Here is a 24,023-nt window from a genome sequence, read left to right as displayed (position 1 = left end):
GCTTCGTCAACGGTCATTGCCAAAATATCGGCAATATCTTTTTCATTATATTTTACCTCCAGAATTTCCTGCTTGAAACGCTTTCCGCCACAACTTTCACATTTTAGGCGTACATCGGCCATAAATTGCATTTCGATGGTTTGCTCTCCTTCACCTTGGCAAGCTTCACAACGTCCACCATCAACGTTGAAAGAGAAAAACGCAGGCTTATAATCTCGTGCTTTTGAAAGCTGTTGTTCGGCCATCATCTGACGAATATAATCGTATGCTTTGATATAGGTAACAGGATTCGAACGAGAAGATTTTCCAATTGGGTTTTGGTCAATCATTTCAACCTGCGTGATTCTGTCGAGTGAACCTACTAAACCAGCATATTTTCCAGCTTCTTCACTATATTCACCTTTCAGACGAGCAATTGCAGGGAATAAGATTTTACGAACTAATGTCGATTTTCCTGAACCACTCACGCCCGTTACGACCGTAAGTACGCCCAATGGAAACTTCACATCTACTTCTTTTAAATTATTTTCTCTCGCTCCCTTTAACTCAATAAAATCGGTTGGACGGCGTCGTTGAGTTGGGGTAGAAATTTGGTCAATTCCTGTCAAAAAATTGATGGTATGCGAAATACTGGCTTGATTTGTTGCTGTTTGGTTAATTTCTTCCCAACTACCTTGAAAAACTAACTCACCACCCAAAGTACCAGCATTAGGGCCAATATCAATGATTTGGTCAGCGGCACGCATGACTTCTTCCTCGTGTTCAACCACTACAACGGTATTGCCCATATCACGCAATGATTCAAGTACACTTACCAAACGCTTGGTATCACGTGGGTGAAGACCAATGCTTGGTTCATCGAGAATATACATCGAACCAACCAACGAACTCCCCAATGAAGTAGCCAATTTGATACGTTGAAATTCACCACCCGATAAAGTTGAAGCCAAGCGATTGAGCGTAAGATAACCTAAGCCTACACGTTCCATGAACTCTAAACGACTGTTGATTTCGATTAAAATTCTTTTAGAAACTGCTTTTTGATATTCTGGAAGCTCTAAGTTCTTGAAAAACTCTGCCACTTCAGATATTGACATTAATACTAAATCGACGATTGATTTGCCACCAATTTTTACATAACTGGCATCTTTTCTCAGGCGTGAACCTCGACAGTCAGGGCAATCTGTACGGCCACGGTAGCGAGAAAGCATGACCCGATATTGCACTTTATGCACTTGGCTTTCAATATCAGCAAAGAAAGCATCGAGTCCTTGAAAATACTCATTGCCCGTCCAAAGTAATTTTTGTTCTTCTGGCGTTAAGTCTTTGTAGGAGCGATGTATCGGAAAATCGAAACGAATGCCATTTCTGAGTAGAGGGCTAAGCCATTCGCTCATGCGTTCGGTACGCCAAGGAGCAATGGCTCCTTCAAAGACTGAAAGGTTTTTATCAGGAATCACCAATTCTGGGTCAATGCCCAAAACTTTTCCGTAGCCTTCGCAGCGTTTGCAGGCTCCATAAGGATTATTGAATGTGAAAAGATTTACGCTTGGCTCTTCAAATGCTATTCCGTCGAGTTCAAACTTATCTGAGAATTTACTTCTTTTCGGCCCTCGGCTACGCTCAGGTATCGATTGTTTGGGCATTTGTTGCTCTATCGAAGTTGATTGTTGTCCAAGTGAAGTTGATTGTTGCCCGAGCGAAGTCGATTGTTGCCCGAGCGAAGTCGAGGGCACAATCTCCACAATACATTCACCTTCCCCTTCAAAAAAAGCTGTTTGAACAGAATCAGAGAAACGAAACTGTGTATCTTCATCGTCGAGTTTAACAATACCTCTATCAATTAGAATTTCTAAATCTTGTTCAGTAGAAAGCTTTGTTTTGGTTTCTTGGAGTTCTTCAATTTGTTTTATTTCGCCATCTACAACAATACGCGTATAGCCTTTTTGTAACAGGAGTTCTAATTCTTTCTCAATTTTTCTTCCTTCTTTTACTTTTAAAGGCGTTAGAACCATTACCCTTGTACCTTCTTCATGCGAGAGAATAAAGTTGACTACATCAGTTACGGTATCTTTTCGTACTTCTTGCCCCGAAACAGGCGAGTAGGTGATACCCGCACGGGCAAAAAGAAGTTTGAGGTAATCATAAATTTCGGTGGTTGTGCCAACAGTTGAGCGAGGGTTTTTGGTGGCAACTTTTTGTTCGATAGCAATCGCTGGCGAAACGCCTTTGATATAATCTACTTCGGGTTTTTCCATTCTCCCCAAAAACTGACGAGCATACGAGCTTAAACTCTCAACGTACATTCTTTGCCCCTCGGCAAAAAGTGTATCAAAAGCCAAAGAAGATTTTCCACTTCCGGAAAGGCCCGTTACGACAACCAATTTATTGCGTGGAATAGCAACATCAATGTTTTTTAGATTGTTTACTTTCGCTCCCTTGATAATGATGTGTTGTTTAGGGTCAAGCGATTCAACGTTAGTATATTGAGTATTGGGGGTATTGTTCATCCAGTTTTAAAAAGAATAGCTCAAACTTCTTCAACCAATTTTGAGCTGATATAGTTTCGTTATTTTTGGATTATTATATTGGCTGAATCTTCGAAATCATAGCTAATGATTTTGACAACGTAAAAGCCCTTTTCTAAGTTACGAATATTCATTTCTATTGGTTCGTTGGTGTTATCGGCATGGTATCTAAAAACTTCTTCTCCCAATATGGTATAAAACCTTACTTCAACGTTTTGCAGTAATTCTTGAGTGTCTATATACATTATATCTTTCGCGGGGTTTGGATACAACGAGAATATATGCGTACCGCTTTTATAACTGACTAAATTGGAAGGCTTAGATAGACAGCTAATGGCTTGATTATTGGGTGTTTGGTAAGTTCTATTTACTGAAACTTGATAATTTCCTGTTTGCGTGACTTTGATATTTTGTAAACTTGTTTTTGAAAAAGCAGTATTATCTTTTAGCCATTCGAATTGGTCGTTTGGTGTCAAATCTGTGCTCAAGGTTTTCAAAGTATAAAGGCCAATTTGAGAAAGGGTTGGCTGTTTGGGTGTAGGGTTGATGCTTAATTTTTCCAGATTAGAAGATGCTGAAACACATCCTGCCGAAGAAATGGCTCTAACAGCAATTTCATAGTTGCCTATATTGCTATAAGTGAGCGAATTAGAAGTGGCAGAACTACTCCAAATGAGTTTTTCTTTACTATCGGTAGTAATTGTAATGTTTTGACCCTCACAAACATTATTAGCTGGAGAAACTACTATTTTAGGTTGTGCAGGGGTTAGATTTGCTTTAATAACAATTTTATCAGAAGTTTCAGAAATACACCCTAGTGCTGTTTTTCCTCTTACTGAAAATTCACCAGAAGTGCTTAAAGATATTTTTTGAGTAGTTTCTCCCGAACTCCAAATAAAAGATTTCGCATCTAAAAGGTTGGCTGTGAGTTCGATTTTGGTAATTCCATCGGTACAAAATTCGAAGTTTTTATCAGCTGTTATACTCGGTTTTTGTGCAAAATAAACCCAATTGGTATTAATCGTTGGCACTAATCGTTTATTGCCATTCTTGTCTTTTACGATAGCTGTAAAAATACCTTTATCAACAGTAATTTGCTTAGTTTTTGCCTTATTTGACCATTCGTAGCTTTGCATACCTTCGGGTAATTTTAAATTAACACGATTGCTGGAATCACATGAAATTTCGGGTTCAAGAATTGCTTTGGCAATGACAGGCGTTGAATTTTTGAAAAAATTATCATCCATGGCTTTGTCCCAATTTTCTGCTAAAAGTGATATTCCCATATTTCCCGGAATATTCTGAAAATGCACATTATCTGGCCTTGGGTTTTGTAGGTTATCGGTGAAAGGACCAGCAAAAACATTATTGCCAGTTTTTTTGATAATCCGATTTTGACCTTCGATAATTTCTGGGTTTGAGGGGGCTTGATAAGTAATAGAGGTACGAGAAACCATCCATGTAAGTTTATCATCAAAATCTCGTCTTGAAATATCAATCACTTTTTGAAGATTAGAGGCATAAGTATCGGCTGAAAGTCGATTGGGGAGATTGTCGGTTTCACCTTGAATCCAAAGCAACGAACGAACCCCCATCAATGCACCATAATATTGTAGTGTATTTTTAAGGTTTACGTAGGGGAGGCCACCTGGAAGTTGAAAACGCCCACCGACATCCAAAACAAAATTGAAAGTTGGTTGACCTTCCGCACTTTCTCGCCAATTAATGACAGAAACTAGCAAAAGACCTTCATTGAAAAATGCAATTGGTACATTTAAACGTTTGGCCAGCCTATCACCCAATTCTCCATAACACCACGGGCCATCGCCTTGAGGGGCAATATTCACACCTTCGCCCAATTGTACAAAATTAAGATTTTCGGGTAATGGGTCTAAAACTTGACTATTCTGGAAATTAATGGTATTTACCCTGTCGTCGGTTGCTCCTTTGGCTCCATAATTAGGAATTCCTTGTGCGTTAGATTGACCTAAAGCGATAAAGACTTCTCCAATACCAACCTTTTCTACCGAAATGGTTTTTATTACATTTCCATTTTTGGTTGCTCTTACTTCAAGCTTATACCAACCACCTTTTCCTTCTATTTTTCCAGTAAAATAACCAGCTTTTGGTTGGTCTTGGATAAGTATCCAGTCGGTTTCAGTACCTTGGTCTTTGGCGATAGGCGTAAGTTTTGCTTCTACTTTGTCAATGGCTTCTGTATAGGAACCTACGATATTGACAAAACCAGTATTATCGTTATTTCTTTGGAAGACGATTCTATTTACTGGGAAGCTAATACTGATTTGAGCGTAAGAAATAAATGTTTTGCATAAAAGTAGTAGTGTTAAAAAAAAGGCTTTATTAAACAAAAATGAAGACTTTGGGGACATCGAATTGAATGTTTAATAGATTGAAAATGACGGCTTTAAGAAGCAAAAATAAGGACTTTAACACAACAATTGTCAATCCAGTACTATTTTTAGCAAATCAAATTGAAAAAAAAAGCCACTAAAAACTGTATTTTTGCAAAAAATCTTAAACCATTGGAAACACCGTTCGCCGTAATTTTCGACATGGATGGGGTCATTTGTGATACTAATCCCTATCATTCATTAGCTTGGAAAGCTTACCTTGATAAGCATGGAATCGCTTCAAGTGAAGAAGAATTCATTGCCCATATGTATGGAAAAAGCAATAGCTATATTTTAAAACATTTCTTTAAAAGAGAAATTGTTGGAGAAGAATTTGCCCGTATGGAGTTTGAGAAAGAAGCATTATTTCGTGAAATCTACGATGAAGAAGTAAAGCCAATTTCAGGTTTATTAACATTCATTGAAGACCTAAAGGCCAATGGTGTTAAAACGGGTATTGCTACTTCGGCTCCTTATTTGAATATGGAATTGATTTTGAGTAAACTTCCCCTTCGTGAAAAAATGGAATCATTGCTTTCAAGTGAAGATGTAACTGCTCATAAACCAAACCCCGAAGTGTATTTGAAATCAGCCCAAAATTTAGGTATTGACCCCGCTAAATGTGTGGTTTTTGAAGATTCATTTTCGGGTGTTACGGCTGGAAAATCGGCTGGAGCTAAGGTTGTAGGTGTGCTTTCTACGTATAAGAAAGAAGAATTGCCTATTTGTGATGATTATATTGTTAATTATGAAGGACTTACTTATCAGAAAATCAAAGATATTGTGAGTAAGACAGGTTTATAACCTATCCAAACATGATTAACGAACCCAGTGAAACTGCCCAATGGGCACCATTGACAGGTTGCAAACCTGTCCTACATTTTATTGATAATGCTTATACATTTACGCACTTTTTTTACACATCGTCAGAGTTTAGCTATCGGAATGGTTTTTATTTCGGTTGGCTTTTTATTCGGTAATTGGGCAACGCTTATTCCCTTTGTTAAGCAAAAATTTGATCTGAATGATGCTCAATTAGGTTTATTATTACTGAGTTTCCCGATTGGAGCAACTTTGATGAATCCGTTTTCGACCTTTTTTATTAATCGATTCGGAATGCTTAATACAACTATTTTGGGTTTAATTTTATTAGCTACAACTTATATTGTTCCGGTAGGAGCTGATTGGCTGCCACTCACTTCTCTTGGTCTTGCGATTGTTGGTATGTGTCTTTCGGTAACGAATGTTGCGATGAATACTTGTGTAACAAGTCTTGAGCATCAGTACAAAATTAATATCATGTCCACTTGTCACGGAATGTTTAGTGCAGGCTTGATGTTTGGTTCTATAGCTGCAAGTATCCTACAAGGAATGAAAATAGTGCCTGCTTATCAAATGGCAGCAATCGCTTTGGTAATTACGGCAATGGTATTATTTCTTCGACCAACTATTTTGGGGATTCACGAAGAAAAAATACAAGAAAACGAAAGCGGTGGAGGGTCTGCTCCTGGAGCAAAATTTATACTTCCGAAAGGAGCTTTGTTATTAATGATACTCATAAGCTTATGCACAAATGTAACAGAAGGAACAATGGCCGATTGGACGGCGGTGTATATGCGTGAAGTAGTTCAGACCGATGATTATTTTATTGGTTGGGGTTTGGCTGGATATTCAATGTTTATGGCTTTAGGGCGTTTTCTTGGTGATGCCCTGATTCCTCGTTTTGGGGCGAATGCCGTGCTTCGTGGAGGAGGAGTTATCTCAACACTCGGAATTGCTTTGGCTGTTGCTTTTCCTTATACTTTCACCGCTATTGTTGGCTTTGCTTTGGTAGGAGCAGGCGTTTCTTGTGGAGCTCCAATTCTTTATGGAAGTGCGGCACGTGTACCGGGTATGGCTAAAGGGGCTGGTTTGGCTACCATGAATACATTTAGTATGGCAGGTTTTTTAGCTGGGCCCGTTTTTATTGGTTTTATTTCCAAAAGCATTAATTTACCCTTCGCTCTTTCTGTTGTGGCTATTTTAGGTTTAGTATGGGCATTTTTGGTGAGTCGGGTGAAATTATATTGAGTCATATATCTAATATTTCTCGGCTAATTTTATATCCTATCTACTTAGGATACTTTCAAAAAGAGTTTATGAAATAGATTTTCGCTCATTTTTTGTTAAAATCTTCGTGCCAAATTTTAACTTTATGAAATTATTAGAGGTTTTTATGGTAAATGATACCTTTCAATAGAAATTTTTGCCAATTAATTTCTTGTGGAATGATAATTGCTCAAGTATATTAGCGGTATAGTGAAGAAAACAAAAATTTTCCTTACCATTAAATAAAATTTAATATGAAAGTTTTTTCTTCTTAAACCAAGTCTCTACCTTTATATTAAGAAAACAAGAAAAGCATTAATATATGAAAAGATTTATCTACTCACTTGGTGTATGCTTATTAGCTGGCCATGTAAATGCACAGTTTGTGAATGGTACAGACTTCTACGTAGGCGAGGGAGCAGTTGTTAGCTTTAATACTGATGTAATTAATGAGGGTAAGATTACTAATAATGGAAAAGTTCATTTTCAGAAAAACTTAGAAAATCTTAATTCATTACAATCAGTGGGCGTAGCCATTTTTGATGGAAACGGGGCACAACTTCTTAGAAGTAAGAATGAGCTAGCATTTAGCCAATTGATGTTAGATAATGATATAAAACTTGAAACACCACTACGTGTAAATGAGTCTATAGCTTTTCGTCGTGGCGTAATTACCTCTTCATCAGCAAATCCATTGGTATTTTCTACAAATGCTAAACATACTGGGGCGTCTGATTTCTCACATGTCAGTGGCGTAATCAAGAAGGAAGGAAGCGAAAGTTTTGAATTCCCATTAGGAGATGGAACAAACCTACGTGCATTTAGTGTAGCTCGTAATTCAGATAGCCAAATACTCACCGCTACTTATCTGTATAAAAGTCCGTTGAATATCTCTGGTCAGGTTTCTGAAAATGTAGCAGCTATCAATGAAAATGAATATTGGAGTTTAAAATCTGAATCAGTTAAAGGCTCGGCACAGGTTTCGGTAAATAGCCAAGCTGGTTTAGAAGAAGTAGCATATTTGAAAAGAGGTACTTGGGATGTTTTGGAAGATTCAAAACTTTCGGCTTCAACAGATCTGAAAAATGGCACATTATTTACTTTAGCGAAAAGTCGTAATATTAAAGCAGAAATTGGAGTTTATCCAAATCCAACCGAAGGCGAGTATTTCTTGAAATTGGGTGGTATGAATGAAAATGAGCAAGTTACGGTTGATGTAACAAACCAAGATGGTTCTACGGTTATGCACAAAGAAGGTTTAGTGAAAGATTTGCGTACGGCATATCAATTACCAAATAATCTTCCTGCAACTGAACTTACCATTCGCGTATTAAGGGTTGATGGAAAACCATTAGTACAAAAAATGATCTTGAAAAGATAATCTTTTAAAAATATATTTGATAAGAAGGGCATTTCAAACGGAATGCCCTTCTTTATTTATTTGTACATCAAAAAAGGCTCTTCTACTGAAGAGCCTTTTCCTTTTGGGTTACCTAACTTTCACTATTGTTAAAAGTAACTTTAATTAATTTTTGACAAGCCACGTAGCTTAATCAAAATACAGATAAAAGTAGTGGGTTAAAATACTAGAAACGCTTAATAAGATTTATATGGATATATAGTAAATTGATTGAAACCCTTGTTAAATAAATATAAATGGTTCACACAATATTAGTCGTATATACGAGATTGAGCAGAATATGGATTTCTATAAACTTAAAAATTTTAAAATATTTTTTTCTTAGTAAAATAAAGTAGAATTTAGATACATTAGAGAAGTATATACGATAGAAAATTATGAAAGAAGAAAGGATAAGACCTACGAAGGGAAAGGTTTTGATTGCAGAGCCGTTTTTAGGAGATAAGAATTTCGAGAGAAGTGTGGTTTTGCTTTGCGAATATAATAATTTGGGAGCTTTTGGTTTAGTGCTTAATCAACTTACTAATCTGAAACTTGATGATGTAATAGAAAATATTTATGCCGAATTACCTCTCTATTTGGGGGGGCCAGTAGAGCAAAATACTTTGCATTTTATTCATCGTTTAGGTGATGAAATTGAAGGTTCGGTTGAGCTTGGTAATGGAATTTATTGGTCAGGTGATTTCGAACAAGTAAAAACTTTAATAAATATCAGCAAAATATCAGAAAATGATATTAGGCTTTTCGTAGGATATTCAGGTTGGGGAGCTGGCCAATTGGAAGGAGAGTTAATGCAAGATTCTTGGATAGTTTCTGATATTGATGCTGGTTTGATTTTTGAAACTCCTAGCAATAATTTTTGGCGAGAAGTACTTAAACGTATGGGTGGACAGTATAAAGTGTTATCAAACTACCCAACAGACCCACGCTTGAACTAAAAAGAGGAAGCAAGAAAATGCTTCCTCAATATTGATTTATTTTGTTTTTCCTTGCCCGTAAATAATCTGACCAGATTTCTGACCAGTGTGTTTGCCGTTTTCTACCACAGGCACTCCATTGACTAAAACTACCTCAATGCCTTCTGAATAGGCATGTGGCTGCTCAAAAGTAGCTTTATCGGTAATTCTATTTTCATCAAAAATCAAAATATCGGCGGCATAACCAGTGCGAATAAGTCCACGATTGTCAATCTTGAAACGTTGGGCAGGCAATGAGGTCATTCGTCGAATAGCATCTTCAAGGCGTAAAACGTTTTTTTCTCGCACATAACGTCCTAATACTCTTGCATTTGAGCCATAACCACGTGGATGAGGTACATTTTTATTAAACTGAATTACACCAGCATCAGAAGCAATCATAGTATAGGGATATTGTAAGATTTTCACTACATCTTCTTCGCTCATTTTATGAAAAATCATCTGAGCTCCACCTTTATCAACCATGTCCATGATTAGTTCGGCTTCGGTAGCTGCATTTTGTTTTCTGCCCAAAAGCTTATTGATTTCAGTAATATTCTTGCCGTTGAGGCTTGAATCTGCTTTGTAGCGTGCCACAAAAGCATAGTCAAAGTTTTTGCGATTATCGGCCTTTAAGCCTTTCAACATTTCTTCCTTAATTTTTTTACGAGTTTCAGGGTCGGTTAGTCGAACATGCACCAGCGAATCGCCATCAGCCAATGCCCATGAAGGAATCATCGTGCCCATATTAGTACTGCTGGCAGTATACGGATACTGGTCAACATTTACATCAATTCCTTCTAAACGAGCTTTTTCTACTAAATCAATAGTCATATTACTTTGGCCCCAAAGAGGTTTACTCGAAATCTTAAAATGAGAAATTTCAACTGGAATATGGGCTTCACGGCCAATATTGATTGCCTCGTTAATTGCATCCTTAACTTTGGAGGCTTCATCTCGAATATGTGAAGCATATCCCCCGCCATAAGCTGATGCCACTTTGGCCAAACCAACTACTTCAGGTGTTTTAGAATAGGTGCCTGGAATGTAAATTAAACCAGTGGCCAAGCCTACGGCCCCATCTTTCATGGCTTGTTCTACAAGGGCTTCCATCTGGATTTGTTCTTTTGGGGTAGGGTCACGGAATACGTTTTTCATGATGTATCTACGCACAGCATTATGACCAATTAGTGAGCCTAAATTTACACTAAGTTTGATGCTATTGAGCTCATCGAAAAATTTGGCAAGATTTACTTCCGAACTTCCGCAATTACCTGTAATAATACTCGTTACGCCATCGTAAATGAAGTTTTCGGCGGTTGGTAGCTTCTGAATCGCATCTTCTACGTGCGTATGTACATCAATAAAACCAGGACAAACAATCTGGTTTTTAGCATCAATTGTTTTGACTGCTTCGCTTGTTTTTAGCGAACCGATAGCCGTTATTTTTCCACCCTTAATACCCACATCAGCCAAGAACCAAGGGTTCCCCGAGCCATCAATCACTCGTCCATTTTTGATAACAATATCATATTGTTGGGCTATAATATTTAGTGGAAAAATAGTGATAATAATGAGAGATAATAATATACTCGAAGCCTTAGATTTGTTGAAGTGTTTCATGTGTTTAGGTAGTTTTTGTTTCAACTAAAGTACTAAATAATTGTTTGAAACGAAATAATTATGCCCTAAAAGCGTGTTTTAGCGTCGAATTAAGCTATTTTTGTGGAAATTGTTAGAAAATTCCTCGATAGCTAATGCAGTTAGAAAATTCATACTTCTTAAATCGTCAGACTTTATTTCTAGTTTTCTTTAGTCTTATTTACTTTTCACTATCACTTCCTGCGGGTTATGCAGGCTTCAATATTGATGCTTCGTGGCATGAAGCACTCGTGATGGCTATTGATAAAGGCTTTGTTTTTGGGCGTGATTTTATATTTAATTACGGGCCATTGGGTTATTTGAATACTGGACTTTTGCCCAAAAGTGTTTCGATTTGGGTTTTAGTAGCTGCCGAAATACTGACATTGGTTAACTATTTGATAATCATTAAATTATGTTTTCAGAAATCTCCAAAAAACTTTTGGTTGGTTGCTATTGCTGCTTTGGTGATTTTCATGCCTTGGGGTTTTATTTCTGATACTTCGTTTACGTTTTTTTATTTCTTTATCTTTTGGCTACTTTATGCCAAGCAAACCCATAATTCAGGAGCGTTGATTTTAGCTATTGTGCTATCAGTACTCATATTTTATATAAAAGTAAACCTAAGTATCATTGTATATGGTTTATTTTGGCTTTCGCTATGTTATTTTTGGTGGGCAAAAGCCTTCACATTACGTACACTTATTTTCTGCTTGTTTTGCCAGATATTATTGACCTACGTTTTTTCTATATTGTTACACGTAGATGTTCCAGCCTATTTAGGGGCAAGCCTAAAGATTATTGATGCTTACCAAGATGCCATGGCTACTATGCTACTTTCCAGCAAAGATTTGGCAGTTTTATTGGTTTTTGAAGGTCTAATCGTATTGGTTGTGCTACTTTTTGCCCTTCGTACCTTTAGTTGGTTATTTAAAAACCATTTCTTTGGTCTATACCTATATGTTCTTATTGCATTAGCTTGGTTTTTGGGTTTCAAACAAGCTCATACTGCCGTAGGTGCTTATAATATTTTTGGTTTCTTTTTGTTGATGCCGCCATTGGCCACGTTGATTTACCTATTTTCTGAAAATCAAGAAAAACTTTGGGCGGGCAGAATGTTTGTTGTTGTCTTGTGTTTACAATTAGTAGCCACACAAATAATTAGGTATTATGTCGGAGAAAAGACTTTTAAAGGCTATGTTCTTACTTATCCACCCGATGCGATAGCAAATGATATTAAGGAGAAGGGCTTCGAGTTTGACCATATTTTGCAGATAATTGCAGGAAAAAATCCTGTAAACTATCTAAATAGATTGGTATCTTATCAATACGATGACAATTTTAAAGATTCTCCCGTGGTATTGCCTGTTGATTTGAAAAGTAAGATTGGAAATGCTTCGGTAGATATTGTTCCGCACCAGATTTCGCATATTTACTTTAATCAACTAAATTATAATCCTCGCCCCGTAATTCAATCATACCAAGCGAATAGCGACTGGCTTATGAAGAAAAATGGTGGAAAATATGTTTCGACAACTGCTCCAGCAATTGTTTTATTCAGAATAGACCCATTTCGAGAGCAAAATCCATTTTGGGTAGAAACCGATTTAACTGAGTCTCTACTAAGAAATTATCAACTGACCGATACGTGTGTAATTCAGCAAGATTCATTTGCAGTTTTTCAAAAAAATAAGGTTTTGAAAAAGATTACTTCGAGTAAAATAAGCACAATCAAGGCGAAGTTGAATGAGGAGATTCCAATTCCACAATCAAGCAGCCCAATTCGTTTCTCGGCAGATATTCAATACAGTGTGAAAGGAAAATTATCAAGGTTACTTTTTCAGCCGCCCTATTTATATTGTTCGGTTACTTATGAGAATGGTAAGCAAGAAAACTTTAGAGTAATAGATAAAATATTGAAAGGCGGGGTGTTTATTAATCAAAAAGTAATAACCCATGCCGAGCTTAGCAACTTTTTTGTAAATAAAGGTGTTGATAATCAACGCGTTACTAAGATTCGTTTTTGGTCGAATCAAGCTTCGGGCTTCGAACAAAGCTTTGATGGACAATTTAATGAAATAAAAATTATGGAGTGAAAACTCCTACGCTTCTGCTAAAAGAAGCTTAGAAATTGACAAATGGAAGAACAAGAAAATACATTCGAACAGTTTGAGTTGAATCGCCAACTGCTAAATGCCGTAGCGGATGCGGGTTATACAACTCCAACACCGATTCAAGAAAAGACAATCCCACTTACTTTAAAAGGCCACGATGTACTTGGAATTGCACAAACAGGAACGGGTAAAACCGCTGCCTATTTATTGCCGATTCTGATGAAAGTGAAATATGCACAGGGTAAGCTGCCACGCTGTTTAATTTTTGCTCCAACGCGAGAGTTGGTTATGCAAATTGATAAAGCAGTGGGCGAGCTAGCTAAGTATACTGACCTTCGCCACGTGGCTCTTTATGGTGGACTTGGGCCTAAAACGCAAATTGAGGCCGTTCAAGCGGGCGTTGATATTATCGTGGCTACGCCCGGTCGATTCATGGATTTGTATTTGAGGGGAGAAATTGGCGTAAAAGAAATCAAAATAATGGTTTTGGATGAGGCCGATAAGATGATGGACATGGGCTTTATGCCACAGATTCGTAGCATTTTAGAGGTTATTCCTCGTAAACGCCAAAACCTTTTGTTCTCGGCAACATTTCCAGAAAAAGTTGAAAAGCTTTCTTATGAATTTTTAGAATTCCCGACTCGCATAGAGGTTTCGCCTCAAGCAACTACCGCCGAAACTATCAAACAAAGAATGTTTGCGGTGCCTAATATTCAGACCAAATTGAATATTTTGGAGTTCCTTTTTAAATCAGGAGAAATACAAAAAGCCATTATTTTTACGCGTTCGAAAGAAATGGCCGATATGGTTTATGAATCCTTGAAGGGAAGAGTGATTCCGAAAGGAGAGGTGAGAGTAATTCATGCGAATAAAGGGCAAAATACACGTATCAACTCAATGGAGGCTTTTAGAGAAGGAAATGTAAAAGCCTTAATTTCTACCGATGTAGCTGCCAGAGGAATTGATATTCAGAATGTAAGTCATGTAGTTAACTTCGATGTGCCATTAATCTACGAAGATTATGTGCATAGAATTGGGCGTACGGGGCGAGCTAATAATGTAGGCGAAGCCATTACATTTCTAACGATTGCGGAAGAATATCACATCAAGAAAATTGAGAAAATTATTAGAATGGAAATTCCACGTGAATTAATTCCGCTTGATGTAGAAATAGCTCCAACACCTTTTGCCGAAAACCAAGCAATGTTGAAGGAGGTTGATGAACAACGCAAAAAAGAAGACCCCAATTTCAAAGGAGCTTTTCATGAGAAAAAACATAAACCAAGACCACAAAACACGAAAAAAACAAATGCTTCATCAAAGAGTAGTGCTAGTGGAGCAAAAAAAACGTCATTGGGTAGCAAGAAAGGAGGCACGTTTGTGAAAGGGAAAAGACGCTAAAGCCGAAGGAAGACCTTGCTTTAAGCGAAGTCTTCCTTAATTTGCTATATTTGTTTTTTAGGCATCAAATTTGTAGTTTCTATTAACACTTTACTAAAATTTAAGTTTAAAGAAATATCCACTTAAATTTTTCAAAAAAAGCTAATAAATTCACAATAGATGTCGTTATAACTCTGATGTATTTGTCAAAATTTGCTAATGAGATTTTTATTATTATCGAGTTTGTGTGTTCTGATTTCTGCCGATTTAGTAGCTCAACAAGCTGTTTTTCGCTCGCAGAATATTAATCTTAATAGCTATTCAACACCAAGTAAAACTCAGTCGGCTCCTACAAATGTAAAGTCGTTTGTCCCTGCTCAAGACAGCCAAACGCAAGTTGTCAAGAAAAAGATAGCTCCAAAGGGTGTGAATATACATCTCTTACCACTTTTTGGTGATTTTGAAAAAACAGATGTCCAAAAATCAGTAGATGAAGAGTTTTTAAAAGCATGTGATTCTCATTTTAAAACTCGCAATGATGCAAGTGAATTTTTCTCCACCCGTGCTTGGGAATATTTAAGTGAAGGCCAAAAAGATACGGCTACGTATCGTTTCAACTTGGCGTATTTGCTCGATAACAAAAACGCAGATGTTTATTGGGGATTGGGTGTAATTGCTTACCAAAATGAAAAATATGGACAAGCAATAGAATTAATGCATCGTGGCCTCGAATTAGAGAAAGATGATAACGTAACGCTAATCGTTGATTTGGCAACAGTTTATATCAAATGCTTCACAGTTGATTCAGAAAAGAAAGATTTACAATCTGCTTTTGAACTTCTAACCAAGGCATTAACCAAGCAGCCAGATTATGCCAACGGATTGATGCAGTTGTCTTTAGCAAAACTTCTCAACGAGGAAGTTGATGAAGCTTGGGAACGCTTCCATCAAGGTTACGAACTCGACCCTGATAATGCAAGTGTTGAAATTTTAGAAGCATTGCTTTCTAAAAAAGAAGACCCAAGAGGAGTGTTTAAGAAGAAAAATTGATTGAAAAAACAGGAAAGTATTGAACATCTTATTTGAAGCTAATTTCTTCAAAGATTTCATAAAATAGCACGTATAACCTCTCTTTTACCTTTGGGCCCAGCATGCTTTTCAATACTAAAACCAGCTGCTTTTAGATTTCGCTGCACATAGCCTTTCGAGCAATAAGTACATAAAACTCCACCCTTGACGGTCATTTGTGCAATTTTCTCAAAAACTTCTTGTGTCCATAATTCAGGTTGGGTTTCAGGGGCAAAAGCATCAAAATAAATCAAATGATAAGTTTGCTCGGCAACTACCAAATCTTCTAAAGTTCCTTTGATTTTGTGCAAACTAAAATTGGCGTTTAAACTCGCAGTTTCACCCCAAGGAAGTCCATGCAGTTTTACTAAATCTTCCCCAAAAAACTCCTGATAATTAAGACTTTTGGCTGTTTCTATTTCAATCGGATAGGCTTCAATGGCTGTGTATGAAACTTTAAGCAACTTCTCTCGACTTACTTGTGCAGTCATGAGAGCATTCAGACCAGTTCCAAGACCCATTTCAAAAATCCTAATTTCTTCGAACTTTTCTGCGGCGTAGCACAAGCCTAAATCAATAAAAACACGCTGTGATTCTTGTACTGCTCCAAATTTTGAGTGGTATGTTTGATTAAATTTTTGGCTGAAAATAGAGTGTGAGCCATCTTCTGTCAAATATATATTATTCATAAAAGCTAAGAGTTGTTTGAGAAATTGATATTTCTAATTCAGTCTTATTTTTTGAATTAAACGCAGTTTTTGAGATGCAGGTTTTCAAGTTTTAAAAAAAAGTACGGAATTCTTTTATTTCTTGATTTTAATATCGTAATATTGCAATATAATAATATTAAAAAATGGGTGTAACTAAAACAGATTATTTTACCGACCGCCAAAATGAATTAGCAACTATGTTAAAAGCAATGGGGCACCCTGCACGCATCGCTATTATTGATTATTTGCTTAAAGTGAATGCGTGTATTTGTAATGATATTGTCAGTGAGTTGCCTTTGGCACAACCCACTATTTCACAGCATTTAAAAGAGCTAAAAAATGCAGGCATCATCAAAGGTAATGTTGAGGGTAAAGCTATTTGTTATTGCATAGATGAACGTGTGATTGGGCAATTACAACAATATTTTGGTGGAATGTTTGAAACCATTACCTCACAAAAATCAACTTGTTGTTAAGTTATAAATGATAAAAAATTGAGACTGAATTGTTTCAGTCTTTGAATGAAATAAGTCCTTTGTTCAATTAGTTGCTGAATTTATTCAGTAACAGTAAATATTAGTATAAGATGAAATTATCAGAAATAAAAAATGCCTTAGAAGGCCTTGAAGCAGTAAATTTTCAATTACCTGATGGTAGTTTTGTGCCAGAAAGTTTCCACGTTACAGAAGTGGGCGTTGTAAATAAATATTTTATTGATTGCGGTGGAACTGTAAGAAATGAGCGTGTAGTAAACTTTCAGCTTTGGAATGCCAACGATTATGACCATCGCTTAAAACCTCAAAAACTTCTCAATATCATCTCACTTTCGGAGCGTGTTTTGGGCATTGAAGATTCAGAAATTGAAGTTGAATATCAAGGCGAAACCATCGGAAAATATAATTTGGGCTTTACAGGAAACCATTTTCTACTTTTGGCTAAACAAACTGCTTGTTTGGCCGAAGACCAATGTGGAATTCCACCTCAAAAGCAAAAAATCAATTTGGGAGAATTAAAAGCTCAACCTCAATCGTCTTGCTGCACACCCGGTAGCGGTTGCTGTTAATAAACACAAATGAAAAACTGGATTTTAAAAAATAAAAAGCCAATAGTAATTATTGCTGGAATCATCATTTTGAATCTAATCTATGGTTTTGATGCTAGATTTACGCTGATTAATTTACTTTGGTTACTTGTTTAAATTTGAAAATAAATCAATGAAAAAAGTATTAGTTCTATGTACAGGCAATAGTTGCAGAAGCCAAATTGCAGAAGGGTATTTGAAACATTTTGCTGGTAATAAAGCAGAAATTTACAGTGCAGGTGTTGAAACTCACGGCGTAAATCCACGTGCTATTGCTACTATGAAAGAAGATGGGATTGATATTTCAGGGCATACTTCAAACAATGTAAACGAATACACCAATATTGATTTTGATTTCGTGATTACGGTGTGCGATAATGCTAAAGAAAGATGTCCTTATTTTCCGACCAATGCCAACATGTTTCACTATAACTTTCCTGACCCAGCTAAAGCGACAGGTACAGAAGAGGAAATAATGGAGCAATTCAGAGTAGTTAGGCAAATGATAAAAGACTACTCCGAAAAGTTTGTTAATGAAAACTTATAGTTGTTATACAGCCATTCAGTACAATTACTGAATGGCTTTTTTATAAAAGACGTTTCATCCAAATAAAACCAAGTGAGGAAATAAGTCCAAACGAACCTAAAACAAACCAAAGAGTATCAAAGCCTAAAAAAGCAATCGTTTGTGTCCCAATCAAAGGAGCAGAAACTTGTGCAATACTCCAAGTCATTGAATGTAAACCAGAATATTGGCCACGATTATGTGGTTTTGACCGTTCGATGCTGAACGCATTCATAAATGGCATGGCGAAAATCTCAGAGAAAGTAGCAAAAATAATTCCTACAATTAGCCACATATAATCGTGCGAAAGTAGGAATACTACATAGTTAATTACAACCAGACCCGCTCCCAGACTAATCAGATAAAGCTTTTCGAACTTTCCTTCTATCTTATAAATCAAAATCATTTCAACAAAGGCAACTATGAGCCCATTGATTCCTAAAATATAGCCAATTTGCATTTCGCTTAATTTGCACACTTGCTTATAAAATAATGGCCCAATTGTGAATAATTGAAAGAAAGCCATCGCGTAAAGTGTAGTAAGAACCAAAAATATAAGGTAGGGGCGGTCGCTATAAACGGAATCTTTTTGACTAATTTCGTGGGCATCTGCTTTTTTTGCTGCTTTTTTTCTACGAGTTGTACGAAGAAAAGAAAATACCAAAATAGCTGCTCCAACGTTTGTGATACCATCGGCCCAGAATAGTAAAGTATAATCTCTTGAGGCTAAAAAACCACCAATGGCAGGGCCAATTGACCAACCAATGTTAATGGCAAGACGAATCAAGGAAACTGAGCGGGTAAAGGTTTCTGGTGTGCTAAAATCGGCTATTGAAGCAGTATTTGCAGGTCGATAAGCTTCGCCCAATGCACTTAAAAAAAATACTGACCCGCAAAAAACAAAATAATTTTCAACATGAACCAGAATTAAAAATACAATACCACCCAGTAGCAGGCTCCAAAACTGCACAGGGTAATACCCAACTTTATCGGTCAGGCGTCCTCCCATGAAAGTTCCGCAAATGGAGCCAATGCCATAAATACCCATCACAAAACCTGCTTCAGTGATACTAAAGTGAAGTTTTTGAGTAAGATAAAGCGTTAGGAATGCCACTACCATGGTGCCACTTCGGTTAATGAGCATTACCAAAGCTAATAGCCAGACTTGTCGAGATAAACCACCAAAGGCATTGCGGTACAGTGAAAGCATAAGTAAAATGGATAGTTAAAAAATATCGGGTTCGATGTGTCGTATAATTATGAAAGATTTAAACGAAAAAAATAGTTCTATCATTACTTCATAAAATTAGCATTTTCATGATTTGCATCAAACCTAACTATTGATTAGCTTTGTCGAATAAAGTATGCAAGCATACTATTTCTATTCATCATTCACTAAACATTGACAATGGAAGCATATATCTATGACGCCGTTCGAACGCCTCGTGGTCGTGGAAAATCTGATGGCTCACTACACGAGATTCAACCAGTTGACTTGCTAGTAACGGCCCTCAAAGCTTTAAAAGACCGAAATAATCTTGATACCAGTCTTATTGATGATGTAATAATGGGTTGCGTTTCACCGATTGGTGAACAAGGAGCTGATATTGCACGCACTGCTGTTTTAATGGCTGGTTATGCCCAAAGTGTATCGGGTGTTCAAGTAAACCGTTTTTGCTCATCTGGTTTGGAAGCTATCAATATGGCTGCGGCTTATGTGATGTCAGGACAATTAGATTTGATGGTAGCTGGTGGGGTAGAGTCAATGTCACGCGTGCCTATGGGGTCAGATGGTGGAGCATTAATGATGAATCCACAAATAATTGCACAGCACAGCATCGTGCCGCAAGGAATTTCAGCTGATTTGATTGCTACAAAATATGGTTATTCACGCAATGATGTTGATACCTTTGCGGTAGAATCGGTGAAAAGAGCAGTAGTAGCACAAGCCGAAAATCGTTATAAATCTATTGTGGCGGTAAAAGATAATTTGGGTATTACGGTGCTCGATAAAGATGAAGGAATTCGCCCTGAAACATCTCTTGAGTCATTAGGAAAGTTAAAACCAGCTTTCGAAATGATGGGAGGAATGGGACTGGATGCTTTGGCACTTTTGAAATACAATGATTTGGTGAATATCAATCATGTGCATCATGCAGGGAATTCTTCACAATTGACCGATGGAGCAGGAGCTTTATTGATAGGTAATAAAGCCATGGGTGAAAAGTTAGGTTTAAAGCCCCGTGCCAAAGTCAAGGCATTTACCGTAGTGGGTTCTGAGCCAACCATCATGTTGACTGGGCCAGTACCTGCAACCGAAAAAGTGTTGAAGAAAGCAGGAATGAATATTAGTGATATTGATTTATTTGAAGTAAATGAAGCTTTTGCGGCAGTTCCGATGCTTTTTATGGAGCATTTTGGCGTTGACCATTCAAAAGTAAATGTCAATGGCGGAGCAATTGCTTTAGGGCATCCACTCGGAGCTACTGGAGCGATTCTATCAAGTACATTGATTGATGAACTTGAGCGTACCAATAAATCAACGGGTCTCGTAACACTTTGTATTGGTGGTGGAATGGGTATCGCTACGGTGTTTGAAAGGGTTTAAAATGGTAATTTCATAATATAAAAAGCCTTGAAATGTAATTTTCAAGGCTTTTTTGCATTTTAAGAAATTTTTATTCCTTCTTCATCCAGATATTTTCCAATGTTGATGATTATTCCATCAAAAAGCTCAATTTCTTTATCCCAACTTCTGATATACCAATCTTCATCTGGTTGAGCAATAAGAATTTTCTGAGAACTTGTAATTATCCAAAAGACTTTTTCAGTACCAAATTCAAAGAGTTTTTCAGTTTTCCGAGTTAGGTAATCCATAAAATTGGTTTCACTTAAATCGGCATTTGTATCAACTTCAATCACATATTTCGGCGGTACATTTGAATATTTTGTTGTGATTTTATCGGCGGTTAATACTGCTTTATCATACACTAAAATATCTCCTGCAAGTGTATCCTTATAAGCTAATTGTAAGCCAGACTCGTTGGTATGAATACGATATTTTGTTTCATCAAAAAAACGATAAAGAATTTTTAAAATATAGTTAATTAATTCTGCTTGCAATGAACTGCTTCCCATAATTTCTTCGGCACTTAAATGTTTCTTTATCGCTTCTTTGTATCCTTTATAATAGATTGGTTTTCCATCCATAATTTCATAGATGAATTCTTCGGGAATTTTTCGAGGAATTACTTCAACATCTTTCTCAAGTACCATATACAATCGACTTTAATGAAACTAAGTTACAAAAAATAAGCGAATTGTCATATTAAAGTCAGAAAAAACGCTTTGCTTCAGTACATAAATCTATTCAATGAGCGTTTAAGAAAAGTTTTATTCCTATTTTTGCACTTCAATTCAAGAATAACAAAGAATTATGCAAATCAAGGAATTACTGAAGCAGACACCCAACGAACAAGAGGTAACCGTGAAAGGTTGGGTACGAACCAAACGTGGACAAGCAGCCGTAACTTTTATCGCCATTAATGATGGCTCTACCATAAATAATATTCAGGCGGTTGTAGAAGGTGGAATCGTTGATGAAGAAACACTTAAATTGGTAAGTACAGGTGCGTGTGTAGCTGTAACAGGTAAGCTAATTGCTTCGATGGGTTCGGGACAAGCCGTTGAGGTAAAGGCTGAAAAAGTAGTGGTTTATGGCACTGCGGATGAGACTTTTCCGATGCAGCCTAAGAAACACTCTATGGAGTTTTTGCGTGAAAAAGCCCACTTACGTTTCCGTACAAATACTTTTGGAGCGGTTTTTCGTATTCGTCACGCATTGGCTTATGCGGTTCATAAATTCTATAATGATAATGGCTTTTTCTATCTTCATACGCCAATCATTACGGCTTCTGATGCTGAAGGAGCAGGAGAGATGTTTCATGTAACTAACTTCGATTTGGCAAATCCTCCAAAAGCTGAAGATGGCAGCATTGATTACAGCGAAGACTTCTTTGGTCGCCAAACAAGTTTGACTGTTTCTGGACAGTTAGAAGGAGAACTAGGAGCTTTGGCTTTATCTAAAATTTATACTTTCGGACCTACTTTCCGTGCCGAAAACTCAAATACTACTCGTCACTTGGCTGAGTTTTGGATGATTGAGCCAGAAGTTGCCTTCTATGAATTAGAAGATAACATGGCTTTAGCCGAAGATTTCGTTCAGTACGTTATTCGTTATGCACTTGAAAACTGTGCTGAAGATTTAGCTTTCTTAGAAAAACGTTTATTAGAAGAAGAGAAAAATAAACCACAAAACGAGCGTAGTGAATTAAGTTTGATAGAGAAGTTGAAGTTTGTAGTTGAGAATAAATTTGAACGTTTGACATACACCGAAGCGATTGAAATTTTACTTCGCTCGAAACCTCATAAAGAGAAAAAATTCCAATACCCAGTTGAGTGGGGAATCGATTTGCAGTCAGAGCATGAGCGTTATTTGGTAGAAAAACACTTTAAAAAACCAGTGATTTTGACCAATTATCCGAAAGAAATTAAAGCTTTCTACATGAAGCAAGATGAAGATGGAAAAACAGTTCGTGCAATGGATGTATTATTTCCAGGTATTGGTGAAATCATCGGAGGCTCGCAGCGTGAAGATGATTATGAGAAATTATTAACTCGTACGAAAGAAGTAGGTATCGACCCAGAAAACATTTGGTGGTATCTTGAAACGCGTAAATTTGGTTCGGCTCCGCACTCAGGTTTCGGACTTGGTTTCGAGCGTTTGGTATTATTCGTAACGGGTATGACAAATATTCGTGATGTAATTCCATTCCCACGTACACCTAAGAATGCAGAGTTTTAATTTTTAGGCACTAAATTTGAATAAAATATAGCAGACGTGCCACACTCTGAAAGTGTGGCACGTTTAGCAAATGCCAATTGAGTTTTGATTCCCAATAGCCAACATGCTCATAACCATACTCATATTTCTCGCAGTGATTTTTGCCAATGTAGTCGTTGGAGTATATGTCGAACGTAAGGTTTCGGCTTTTATTCAAGACCGTACGGGGCCAATGGAAGTTGGTAAATGGGGACTACTTCAGCTAATTGCCGATTTATTAAAGCTAATTCAAAAAGAAGACATTATCCCTTCAGCGGTTGACCGACGATTATTTAAGTTTGCTCCCTTGATGATTTTCATGGCTATTTTTGCGGGGTTTGCACTATTTCCGCTTTCGCCTAATCTACGAGGTTCGGCTACCCAAACAGGTGTTTTCATGTTGCTGTCGGTCGTTTCACTCGATATTTTAGGAATCATGATGGCGGGCTGGTCATCAAATAATAAATACTCTTTGCTTGGTGCGATGCGTTCGGTGGCTCAAATTGTGTCTTATGAAGTGCCGCTAGGGTTATCGGTTTTATGTGTGGTTTTGATTACACAAACGCTTGATTTACAAGAAATTAGTTTTCAGCAAGGGCTTTTTTCTACCGAAAAAAATTACCTGTTTGGTATAAAAGCAACAGGTGTGGAAGTGGGTCAATATGGTGGAATTTTAACTTGGAATATCCTGCGTAACCCGTTTTTAATCATTGTTTTTGTAATCTATTTCATAGCCTCTTTAGCTGAGGCTAACCGTGCACCATTCGATTTACCCGAGGCAGAATCGGAGCTAATCAGTGGTTTTCATACTGAATACTCAGGCTTTCGATGGGCAATTGTTATGCTCTCAGAATACGGTATGATGCTTTTGGTAGCTATTTTAGGAGCAATTTTGTTTTTAGGTAGTTGGAATACCCCTTTCCCTAATTTAGGTTCATTCACTTTAGGAACTTGGACGAGCGGAGAGATTGGGCATTGGAGTGCCGATGCTTGGGGAGCTTTTTGGCTAATATCAAAATCTTATTTCTTAATCTTGATTCAAATGTGGGTGCGTTGGACACTCCCTCGCCTACGTGTTGATCAACTGATGTATCTTTCTTGGAAAGTACTTACGCCTTTTTGTTTGGTCTTGTTATTAATTTCGGGTATTTGGCGATTATTAATGATTTAACCAATTTA

Annotated in this window: 19 protein-coding genes; 13 read left to right on the top strand and 6 right to left on the bottom strand. The window is 37.1% G+C overall.

What is annotated here, in order from left to right:
• Both uvrA and A6M55_RS09495 read right to left on the bottom strand, forming a co-directional pair.
• Positions 1 to 2,510: excinuclease ABC subunit UvrA (gene uvrA, locus A6M55_RS09500; protein WP_064197381.1), on the bottom strand; the 2,510-nt coding region annotated here is incomplete at its 3' end.
• 59 nt (positions 2,511 to 2,569) lie between these two features.
• Entirely contained in the window at positions 2,570 to 4,918 is a 2,349-nt protein-coding gene (locus A6M55_RS09495) for a T9SS type A sorting domain-containing protein (protein ID WP_064197380.1), read from the bottom strand.
• Between the two features lie 153 nt (positions 4,919 to 5,071).
• On the opposite strand from A6M55_RS09495, the gene A6M55_RS09490 reads away from it, so the two are divergent.
• From A6M55_RS09490 to A6M55_RS09475, 4 genes are all read left to right on the top strand, one after another.
• A complete protein-coding gene (locus A6M55_RS09490) occupies positions 5,072 to 5,743 on the top strand; it encodes an HAD family phosphatase (RefSeq protein WP_015028206.1) in 672 nt (223 codons plus the stop codon).
• Between the two features lie 87 nt (positions 5,744 to 5,830).
• On the top strand, positions 5,831 to 7,009 hold the full coding sequence (locus tag A6M55_RS09485) for an MFS transporter (RefSeq protein ID WP_064197379.1): 1,179 nt from the start codon (positions 5,831 to 5,833) through the stop codon (positions 7,007 to 7,009).
• Between the two features lie 340 nt (positions 7,010 to 7,349).
• Positions 7,350 to 8,408, top strand: a complete 1,059-nt coding sequence (locus tag A6M55_RS09480; protein ID WP_064197378.1) for a hypothetical protein — start codon at positions 7,350 to 7,352, stop codon at positions 8,406 to 8,408.
• A 416-nt stretch (positions 8,409 to 8,824) separates the two neighbouring features.
• A complete protein-coding gene (locus tag A6M55_RS09475) occupies positions 8,825 to 9,385 on the top strand; it encodes a YqgE/AlgH family protein (protein WP_015028203.1) in 561 nt (186 codons plus the stop codon).
• A 36-nt stretch (positions 9,386 to 9,421) separates the two neighbouring features.
• On the opposite strand, the gene A6M55_RS09470 is transcribed toward A6M55_RS09475, so the two are convergent.
• Positions 9,422 to 11,026, bottom strand: coding sequence for an amidohydrolase family protein (locus tag A6M55_RS09470; RefSeq protein ID WP_064197377.1), 1,605 nt, complete (start codon positions 11,024 to 11,026; stop codon positions 9,422 to 9,424).
• 134 nt (positions 11,027 to 11,160) lie between these two features.
• Here A6M55_RS09470 and A6M55_RS09465 point away from each other — a divergent pair, with 134 nt between their 5' ends.
• From A6M55_RS09465 to A6M55_RS09455, 3 genes are all read left to right on the top strand, one after another.
• Positions 11,161 to 13,140: a hypothetical protein gene (locus tag A6M55_RS09465; protein WP_064197376.1), complete on the top strand. Its 1,980-nt coding sequence runs from the start codon at positions 11,161 to 11,163 to the stop codon at positions 13,138 to 13,140.
• Between the two features lie 42 nt (positions 13,141 to 13,182).
• Positions 13,183 to 14,559, top strand: a complete 1,377-nt coding sequence (locus A6M55_RS09460; RefSeq protein WP_015028200.1) for a DEAD/DEAH box helicase — start codon at positions 13,183 to 13,185, stop codon at positions 14,557 to 14,559.
• Between the two features lie 198 nt (positions 14,560 to 14,757).
• Positions 14,758 to 15,588: a M48 family metallopeptidase gene (locus tag A6M55_RS09455; protein WP_082892972.1), complete on the top strand. Its 831-nt coding sequence runs from the start codon at positions 14,758 to 14,760 to the stop codon at positions 15,586 to 15,588.
• A 56-nt stretch (positions 15,589 to 15,644) separates the two neighbouring features.
• On the opposite strand, the gene mnmD is transcribed toward A6M55_RS09455, so the two are convergent.
• On the bottom strand, positions 15,645 to 16,295 hold the full coding sequence (gene mnmD, locus A6M55_RS09450) for a tRNA (5-methylaminomethyl-2-thiouridine)(34)-methyltransferase MnmD (RefSeq protein ID WP_064197375.1): 651 nt from the start codon (positions 16,293 to 16,295) through the stop codon (positions 15,645 to 15,647).
• A 164-nt stretch (positions 16,296 to 16,459) separates the two neighbouring features.
• Here mnmD and A6M55_RS09445 point away from each other — a divergent pair, with 164 nt between their 5' ends.
• The 3 genes from A6M55_RS09445 to A6M55_RS09435 all read left to right on the top strand — a co-directional run bounded on the left by A6M55_RS09445 (position 16,460) and on the right by A6M55_RS09435 (position 17,944).
• Positions 16,460 to 16,792: a helix-turn-helix transcriptional regulator gene (locus A6M55_RS09445; protein ID WP_015028197.1), complete on the top strand. Its 333-nt coding sequence runs from the start codon at positions 16,460 to 16,462 to the stop codon at positions 16,790 to 16,792.
• A 110-nt stretch (positions 16,793 to 16,902) separates the two neighbouring features.
• Complete coding sequence (locus tag A6M55_RS09440; RefSeq protein ID WP_064197374.1) at positions 16,903 to 17,379, top strand: DUF6428 family protein; 477 nt, start codon at positions 16,903 to 16,905, stop codon at positions 17,377 to 17,379.
• Between the two features lie 151 nt (positions 17,380 to 17,530).
• Complete coding sequence (locus A6M55_RS09435; protein WP_015028195.1) at positions 17,531 to 17,944, top strand: arsenate reductase ArsC; 414 nt, start codon at positions 17,531 to 17,533, stop codon at positions 17,942 to 17,944.
• A 40-nt stretch (positions 17,945 to 17,984) separates the two neighbouring features.
• On the opposite strand, the gene A6M55_RS09430 is transcribed toward A6M55_RS09435, so the two are convergent.
• Positions 17,985 to 19,172: an MFS transporter gene (locus tag A6M55_RS09430; RefSeq protein WP_064197373.1), complete on the bottom strand. Its 1,188-nt coding sequence runs from the start codon at positions 19,170 to 19,172 to the stop codon at positions 17,985 to 17,987.
• Positions 19,173 to 19,370: 198 nt separating this feature from the next.
• Between A6M55_RS09430 and A6M55_RS09425 the strand changes: the two genes are divergently transcribed.
• Complete coding sequence (locus A6M55_RS09425; RefSeq protein ID WP_064197372.1) at positions 19,371 to 20,570, top strand: acetyl-CoA C-acetyltransferase; 1,200 nt, start codon at positions 19,371 to 19,373, stop codon at positions 20,568 to 20,570.
• A gap of 59 nt (positions 20,571 to 20,629) precedes the next feature.
• On the opposite strand, the gene A6M55_RS09420 is transcribed toward A6M55_RS09425, so the two are convergent.
• Positions 20,630 to 21,238, bottom strand: coding sequence for a hypothetical protein (locus A6M55_RS09420; protein ID WP_064197371.1), 609 nt, complete (start codon positions 21,236 to 21,238; stop codon positions 20,630 to 20,632).
• Between the two features lie 160 nt (positions 21,239 to 21,398).
• Between A6M55_RS09420 and asnS the strand changes: the two genes are divergently transcribed.
• Both asnS and A6M55_RS09410 read left to right on the top strand, forming a co-directional pair.
• Positions 21,399 to 22,826, top strand: a complete 1,428-nt coding sequence (gene asnS / locus A6M55_RS09415) for an asparagine--tRNA ligase (protein WP_015028191.1) — start codon at positions 21,399 to 21,401, stop codon at positions 22,824 to 22,826.
• Between the two features lie 103 nt (positions 22,827 to 22,929).
• A complete protein-coding gene (locus A6M55_RS09410) occupies positions 22,930 to 24,015 on the top strand; it encodes a complex I subunit 1 family protein (RefSeq protein ID WP_015028190.1) in 1,086 nt (361 codons plus the stop codon).
• Positions 24,016 to 24,023 lie beyond the last annotated feature (8 nt).

The organism is Emticicia sp. MM, from assembly GCF_001649495.1.
Note: the sequence above shows the minus strand (reverse complement) of the source record. Positions and strands in the feature narration are given on the sequence as shown.

Bases quoted from the DNA above. Each gene is read 5' to 3' on its own strand.
- A6M55_RS09410 (WP_015028190.1), top strand. From the start codon at position 22,930: ATGCTCATAACCATACTCATATTTCTCGCAGTGATTTTTGCCAATGTA.
- mnmD (WP_064197375.1), bottom strand. From the start codon at position 16,295: ATGAATAATATATATTTGACAGAAGATGGCTCACACTCTATTTTCAGC.
- A6M55_RS09425 (WP_064197372.1), top strand. From the start codon at position 19,371: ATGGAAGCATATATCTATGACGCCGTTCGAACGCCTCGTGGTCGTGGA.
- A6M55_RS09455 (WP_082892972.1), top strand. From the start codon at position 14,758: ATGAGATTTTTATTATTATCGAGTTTGTGTGTTCTGATTTCTGCCGAT.
- A6M55_RS09435 (WP_015028195.1), top strand. From the start codon at position 17,531: ATGAAAAAAGTATTAGTTCTATGTACAGGCAATAGTTGCAGAAGCCAA.
- A6M55_RS09475 (WP_015028203.1), top strand. From the start codon at position 8,825: ATGAAAGAAGAAAGGATAAGACCTACGAAGGGAAAGGTTTTGATTGCA.
- A6M55_RS09495 (WP_064197380.1), bottom strand. From the start codon at position 4,918: ATGTCCCCAAAGTCTTCATTTTTGTTTAATAAAGCCTTTTTTTTAACA.
- A6M55_RS09465 (WP_064197376.1), top strand. From the start codon at position 11,161: ATGCAGTTAGAAAATTCATACTTCTTAAATCGTCAGACTTTATTTCTA.
- A6M55_RS09420 (WP_064197371.1), bottom strand. From the start codon at position 21,238: ATGGTACTTGAGAAAGATGTTGAAGTAATTCCTCGAAAAATTCCCGAA.
- A6M55_RS09470 (WP_064197377.1), bottom strand. From the start codon at position 11,026: ATGAAACACTTCAACAAATCTAAGGCTTCGAGTATATTATTATCTCTC.
- A6M55_RS09485 (WP_064197379.1), top strand. From the start codon at position 5,831: ATGCTTATACATTTACGCACTTTTTTTACACATCGTCAGAGTTTAGCT.
- A6M55_RS09430 (WP_064197373.1), bottom strand. From the start codon at position 19,172: ATGCTTTCACTGTACCGCAATGCCTTTGGTGGTTTATCTCGACAAGTC.
- A6M55_RS09440 (WP_064197374.1), top strand. From the start codon at position 16,903: ATGAAATTATCAGAAATAAAAAATGCCTTAGAAGGCCTTGAAGCAGTA.
- asnS (WP_015028191.1), top strand. From the start codon at position 21,399: ATGCAAATCAAGGAATTACTGAAGCAGACACCCAACGAACAAGAGGTA.
- A6M55_RS09460 (WP_015028200.1), top strand. From the start codon at position 13,183: ATGGAAGAACAAGAAAATACATTCGAACAGTTTGAGTTGAATCGCCAA.
- A6M55_RS09445 (WP_015028197.1), top strand. From the start codon at position 16,460: ATGGGTGTAACTAAAACAGATTATTTTACCGACCGCCAAAATGAATTA.
- A6M55_RS09480 (WP_064197378.1), top strand. From the start codon at position 7,350: ATGAAAAGATTTATCTACTCACTTGGTGTATGCTTATTAGCTGGCCAT.